Genomic DNA, 6,118 nt, shown 5'->3' with positions numbered 1-6,118 from the left:
CGGCGGCAGCCCCTCGCGCCAGCCGTTGGTGATGGGCAGCCGGCGGTCCTTGCCGAAGCCCTTCGGGGAGATCTTGGTGCCCGGCGGGTACTGGCGCCGCTTGTACTCCGCCCGGTCCACCATCCGCAGCGTCTTCTCGACCAGCTCGCGGTCGTACCCGGCCTCGACGATCTCGTCCGCGCCCTTGTCCTGGTCCACGTACAGCGCCAGGATCGCGTCCAGCACCGGGTAGTCCGGCAGCGAGTCCGTGTCCACCTGGCCGGGCCGCAGCTCCGCGCTCGGCGGCTTGGAGATCGAGTTCTCCGGGATCGGCGGCGTCTCGCCCCGTTCCTCGGCCGCGCGGTTGCGCCACCGCGCCAGCCGGAACACCAGCGTCTTGTAGACGTCCTTGATGGGCCCGTACGCGCCGACCGAGTCGCCGTACAGCGTCGAGTAGCCCACCGCCAGCTCGGACTTGTTGCCCGGGGCCAGGACGATGTGGCCCTCCTGGTTGGAGATGGCCATCAGCATCGTGCCGCGCAGCCGCGACTGGAGGTTCTCCTCCGCAAGGCCGGTCAGCTCCAGCGAGCCCATGTACGCGTCGAACATCGGCTCGATCGCCACCGTGCGGAAGTTCAGCCCGGTGCGCCGCGCCAGCTCCGCCGCGTCGCTCCTGGAGTGGTCCGAGGAGTACTTCGACGGCATGGACACGCCGTACACGTTCTCCGGGCCGACCGCGTCGCAGGCGATCGCGGCGACCAGCGCCGAGTCGATGCCGCCGGACAGCCCGATCAGCACCGAACGGAAACCGTTCTTCCGGACGTACGCCCGCAGGCCCACGACCAGCGCGGAGTACACCTCCGCGTCGTCGTCGAGGCGCTCCGCGTAGCCGCCGGTGTGCTCCGGCTCGTAGGCGGGGACCGGGTCCTCGGACAGCACGACCCGCTCGATGCGCAGCCCGTCGTCGACCACGCCCTCGGGCGCGTCGGCCGCCGCGGCCGGCAGGTCCAGGTCGACCACCAGGCACGTCTCGGAGAACTGCGGGGCACGCGCGACGACCTCGCCGTCCGCGCCGACGACGATGGAGTCCCCGTCGAAGACCAGGTCGTCCTGCCCGCCCATCATCGCCAGGTACGCGGTGGTGCAGCCGGCCTCCTGCGCCCGCTTGCGCACCAGCTCGAGGCGCGTGTCGTCCTTGTCCCGCTCGTACGGCGAGGCGTTCACCGACAGCAGCAGCCCGGCCCGCGCCGAACGCGCCGCCGGCACCCGGCCGCCGTCCTGCCACAGGTCCTCGCAGATGGCCAGCGCCACGTCCACCCCGTGCACCCGCACCACCGGCAGGGTGTCGCCGGGCACGAAGTACCGGAACTCGTCGAAGACGCCGTAGTTGGGCAGGTGGTGCTTGGCGAAGCTCAGCACCACCTCGCCCCGGTGCAGCACGGCCGCCGCGTTGCGCGGGGCGCCCGCGGGCTGCCCGTACTTCGGCTGGGCTGAGGCGCTGCGGTCCAGGTAGCCGACGACCACCGGCACGTCGCCGAGGCCCTCCTCCGCGAGCCGCGCGGCGAGGGCGCGCAGGGACGCCCGGGAGGCCTCCACGAAGGACGACCGCAGGGCGAGGTCCTCGACCGGATATCCGGTCAGCGCCATCTCAGGGAACGCCACGAGATGCGCCCCCCGCCCGGCGGACTCCCGGGTCCGGCGGACAATCGTTTCCGCGTTGCCGGCGAGATCGCCGACGCTCGAGTCGATCTGATTCAGGGCGAGTCGTAGTTGAGGCACCCGGCCAGTGTAATCGTCAAAGCGACGCGATGGGGGGCGGCAGGCCCGCGGACCGTGCCGGAACGCCCGCCGTCACGGCCGCGCGGCCGCTCCCCGCGCCCTCAGCATGTCCGCCATCAGCCGGATCTCCGACTGCTGCCCCTCGACCGTCCCGCGCGCCAGCCGCCTGCCCGCCTCCACCTCGCAGGCGCGCACACAGCCCTCGGCCATGTGCACCCCGCCCCGGTGATGGTCCGTCATCAGCTGGAGGTAGAACACCTCCGCCTGCCTGCCGTTCAGCCGGCCCAGCCGCGCCATCTCCGCGTCCGTCGCCATGCCCGGCATCAGCGCGCCGTCCTCGCCGGCGGCCATGTCGCCCATCCCCATCCAGGACATGGGCGGATCGGCGGACACCTTCGGCAGCTCCCACAGGTCGAGCCAGCCCAGCAGCATGCCCCGCTGGTTGGCCTGCGTCTGGGCGATGTCGTAGGCGAGCCGCCGCACCTCCTCGTCGTCGGTGCGGTCGCGCACGACGTACGACATCTCCACGGCCTGCTGATGGTGCACCGCCATGTCCCGGGCGAACCCGGCGTCCGCCGAGTCCGCCGCCGGGACGGGCGTGGCACGCCCCTCGTCGCCGTCCGCCGAGGCCACCGCCCACCCGGTCGCCGCGGCGGCGGCGAGCACCGCCGCCGCCACCGAGCCGGCCAGGGCGGGCCGCCTCACTTCGACAGCCCGTTGGTGCAGGCCGCACCCGGCTCGGGCGTCTGCGCGCCCTGCACGAACTTCTCCAGGAACGCGTCCACGGCCGGGTCGGCGGCGCCGGTCACCGTGCGCTGGTGGCCCCACGCGGTCAGCACGATCGGGTCCTTCTGCCCGTCGACCGGGCTCATCAGCGTGTACGGCGTCTTCTCCACCTTCGCCGCCAGCGCCTCGACGTCCGCCTTCGGCGCGTCGCCGTTGTACGTCACCCACACCGCGCCGTGCTCCAGCGAGTGGACGGCGTTGGTGTCGTTGATCTCGTCCTCGTAGACGTCCCCGTCGCAGTTCATCCACACGGGGTTGTGGTCGCCGCCCACGGGAGGCGTGACCGGGTAGTCCACGGACTTCGTGACGTGGTTGCGGCCCAGCGTGCCCTTCCAGGCGCGCACGCCGTCCGCGTCCGTGACGAACTTGCCGGCGTTCTTCGCGTCGTCCGCCGCGCTGCTGCCGCCACCGTCGCCGTCCGACTGCGACCGCACGAGCACCACCCCGCCGGCGACCAGTCCCGCGACGACCACCACGGACGCGGCGACGACGAGGATCCGGTTGCGGCGCTCACGGGCCTGCTCGGCGCGCCGCATCTCCTCGACGCGTGCCGTGCGTGCCGCGCTGCTCTTCTTGGCGGAGCCCATGAGGTGTCCTTCGGGTCGGAGGAGGTGGGGCCGGAGTGACGATCGGGTCAACTGATCGTAATGGGGGAGAGGGGCGAGTCGTAGGGGGCGGCGGCGACGGACCGGACCTGGCGGAAACGGTGAGGGTCCGGACGTAAATTTTGAGCCAGGATTCCGATTACCTACGCTGCCGGTATGCGGCTGCTGCGCTCCACCGACCTCGCCCTGCGGGTCCTCATGCGCCTCGCCGTGGCCGGCGACACCACCCCGACCACGCGGGAGGTCGCGGAGGCCATGGACGTGCCGTACACGCACGCCGCGAAGGTCGTCGCCGACCTCCAGCACCGGGGGCTGCTCACCGCCCGGCGCGGCCGGGGCGGCGGCCTGACCCTGACCGAACAGGGCCGCGGGGCCTCCGTGGGCGGTCTGGTCCGCGCCCTGGAGGGCGAGGGGGACGTCGTCGACTGCGACGGCGCCGCCACCACCGCCCCCTGCCCGCTCCGGTCCGACTGCCGGCTGCGCGGCGCGCTGCGGCGGGCCCAGGAGGCGTTCTACGCCTCGCTGGACCCGCTGACGGTCGCGGACCTCACGGCGGACCCGACGGGCCCCCTGCTGCTGGGCGTCCCACGCGTCCGGTCCTAGCGGCCCGTATCTGTCACCGCGCGAGCCAGAGGTCCGGCGTCACCGCGCGAGCCAGAGGTCCGGCCCGAACACCTCGTAGTGCACGTCCGCCGGGGCCACGCCCTTGCCGATCAGCTGCTCCCGGACCTTCCGCATGAACGGCAGCGGACCGCACAGGTACGCGCGCGTACCGCTCGCGACCGGCACGTCCGCCAGATCGACGTACCCGGTGTCCGCGTCCGCCGGGGCGTCCTGCTCGTACCAGAACCGCACGGTCGCGTCCGGCAGCTTCGCCGCGTAGGCCTCGTGGTCGGTGCGCAGAGCGTGGTGGGCGGGGGAGCGGTCGCCGTGCACGACGGTGACCGGTGCGCGGTGCCCGGACCCGGCGAGGTGCCCGAGCATCGCGACCACCGGGGTCACGCCGATGCCGGCGGAGGCCAGCAGCAGCGGGGTGTCGTCGCCGGCGTCCAGCACCAGGTCGCCGTACGCCTCCGACAGCTCCAGCACGTCGCCGGCGCGGACGCGCGCGTGGAGGTGGCCGGACACCTCGCCCTCGGGCGCCGGCTCCTCGTGCACCCGCTTGACGCTGAACTGCCGCAGACCGGGGCCGGGCTCCCCGGAGAGGCTGTACTGCCGTATCTGCCGGGCGCCGTCCGCGAGCGCGACGCGCACGGAGACGTACTGGCCGGGGCGGAAGCCGCGCACCGGGCCGCCGTCGGCCGGACGCAGCCGGAAGGTCACCACGTCGGCGGTCTCGGTCACCCGCTCGACGACCTCCCAGGGCCGCCAGGCGGCCCCGCCGCGCTCCTCGTGGAGCCGCTTCTCGACGGCGATCAGGGCGTTGGCCATCAGCCAGTAGACCTCCTCCCAGGCGGCGGCCACCTCGGGCGTCACGGCGTCGCCCAGCACCTCGGCGATGGCGGCGAACAGGTGCTCGTGGACGATCGCGTACTGGTCGGGGGAGACGCCCAGGGAGGCGTGCTTGTGGGCGATGCGCGACAGCATCGCGTCGGGCCGGTCGTCGGGGTGGTCCACCAGGTGGGCCGCGAAGGCCGCGACGGAGCCCGCGAGGGCCTGGCGCTGGGTGCCGGCGGCCTGGTTGCCGCGGTTGAACAGGTCGCGCAGCAGCTCGGGACGGGCGGCGAACATCCCGGCGTAGAAACGCTCGGTGATCTCGCCGAGGGACGCGCCCACGGCGGGAAGGGTGGCGCGGACGGTGGCGGCGGACTGCTCGGACAGCATGAGGTCTCTTCTCCTCGTCGCTCGGATGCCTGCGCCCCCATTAAAACTTGCATCCTGGACTCCAATTTAGGCGGGGGGTGTTCTGTCGTGGAGAGGCCCCTGACCGGGCAGGATGAGCAAAGGAGCCGTGTGTCCGCCCGGCCCCGGCGGTTCAGACCGCGGCCGGTCGCCCGACCGGGCCCGGCAACGCGTATGAAACGCTGGTGTGGTGGGATGCACGAGTGCCGGACCGTCTCCCGGGGACCGGGAGGAACGGGCGGCCTGACCGGCAGGAATGGGGAAGCGGAAGATGGACAAGCAGCAGGAGTTCGTGCTCCGGACGTTGGAGGAGCGCGACATCCGGTTCGTTCGCCTGTGGTTCACCGACGTCCTGGGCTTCCTCAAGTCCGTGGCCGTCGCCCCGGCCGAGCTCGAGCAGGCCTTTGACGAGGGCATCGGCTTCGACGGCTCCGCCATCGAGGGCTTCGCCCGCGTGCACGAGTCCGACATGATCGCCAAGCCGGACCCGTCGACGTTCCAGATCCTGCCCTGGCGCGCCGAGGCGCCCGGCACCGCCCGGATGTTCTGCGACATCCTCATGCCGGACGGCTCCCCGTCCTTCGCGGATCCGCGCTACGTCCTCAAGCGCGCCCTCGCCCGCACCTCCGACCTGGGCTTCACCTTCTACACCCACCCGGAGATCGAGTTCTTCCTGCTGAAGGACAAGCCGGTCGACGGCAGCCGCCCGACCCCGGCGGACAACTCCGGCTACTTCGACCACACCCCGCAGAACGTCGGCATGGACTTCCGCCGCCAGGCGATCACGATGCTGGAGTCGATGGGCATCTCGGTGGAGTTCTCCCACCACGAGGGCGCCCCCGGCCAGCAGGAGATCGACCTGCGCTACGCGGACGCGCTGTCCACGGCGGACAACATCATGACGTTCCGCCTGGTCATGAAGCAGGTGGCGCTGGAGCAGGGGGTCCAGGCGACCTTCATGCCCAAGCCCTTCTCCGAGCACCCCGGCTCGGGCATGCACACCCACCTGTCCCTCTTCGAGGGCGACCGCAACGCCTTCTACGAGTCGGGCGCGGAGTACCAGCTCTCCAAGGTGGGCCGCTCCTTCATCGCGGGCCTGCTGCGGCACGCGGCGGAGATCTCCGCCG

General features: G+C 72.5%; 5 protein-coding genes and 1 pseudogene. 2 read left to right on the top strand and 4 right to left on the bottom strand.

The genetic code is table 11. The features are described from left to right. The 3 genes from CCN29_RS07580 to CCN29_RS07570 form a co-directional block, all read right to left on the bottom strand. Positions 1–1,758, bottom strand: a 1,758-nt coding sequence (locus tag CCN29_RS07580; protein ID WP_086680685.1) for an NAD+ synthase, incomplete at its 3' end; no start/stop codon positions are given. A gap of 72 nt (positions 1,759–1,830) precedes the next feature. Next, positions 1,831–2,463, bottom strand: coding sequence for a DUF305 domain-containing protein (locus tag CCN29_RS07575; protein ID WP_086680681.1), 633 nt, complete (start codon positions 2,461–2,463; stop codon positions 1,831–1,833). Next, positions 2,460–3,131 (bottom strand): thioredoxin-like domain-containing protein, encoded by a 672-nt coding sequence (locus CCN29_RS07570; protein WP_006130084.1) that lies wholly within the window; start codon positions 3,129–3,131, stop codon positions 2,460–2,462. The genes CCN29_RS07575 and CCN29_RS07570 overlap by 4 nt, the downstream gene beginning before the upstream one ends. Before the next feature lie 174 nt (positions 3,132–3,305). On the opposite strand from CCN29_RS07570, the gene CCN29_RS07565 reads away from it, so the two are divergent. Next, positions 3,306–3,752, top strand: coding sequence for an RrF2 family transcriptional regulator (locus CCN29_RS07565; RefSeq protein WP_086680679.1), 447 nt, complete (start codon positions 3,306–3,308; stop codon positions 3,750–3,752). 39 nt (positions 3,753–3,791) lie between these two features. Here the strand turns inward: CCN29_RS07565 and CCN29_RS07560 are convergent, their stop codons facing one another. Then, positions 3,792–4,973: a globin domain-containing protein gene (locus CCN29_RS07560; RefSeq protein ID WP_086680677.1), complete on the bottom strand. Its 1,182-nt coding sequence runs from the start codon at positions 4,971–4,973 to the stop codon at positions 3,792–3,794. A gap of 289 nt (positions 4,974–5,262) precedes the next feature. On the opposite strand from CCN29_RS07560, the pseudogene glnA2 reads away from it, so the two are divergent. After that, positions 5,263–6,118 (top strand): annotated as a pseudogene (glnA2, locus tag CCN29_RS07555) (gamma-glutamylpolyamine synthetase GlnA2); the annotation flags it as partial.

This window comes from Streptomyces pseudogriseolus (genome assembly GCA_002154585.1).
Lineage (GTDB): Bacteria > Actinomycetota > Actinomycetes > Streptomycetales > Streptomycetaceae > Streptomyces > Streptomyces pseudogriseolus.
Note: the sequence above shows the minus strand (reverse complement) of the source record. Positions and strands in the feature narration are given on the sequence as shown.

What these genes read in the sequence shown, in the direction of transcription:
- CCN29_RS07570 (WP_006130084.1), bottom strand. Translation starts at nt 3,131, where the DNA reads ATGGGCTCCGCCAAGAAGAGCAGCGCGGCACGCACGGCACGCGTCGAG.
- CCN29_RS07565 (WP_086680679.1), top strand. Translation starts at nt 3,306, where the DNA reads ATGCGGCTGCTGCGCTCCACCGACCTCGCCCTGCGGGTCCTCATGCGC.
- CCN29_RS07560 (WP_086680677.1), bottom strand. Translation starts at nt 4,973, where the DNA reads ATGCTGTCCGAGCAGTCCGCCGCCACCGTCCGCGCCACCCTTCCCGCC.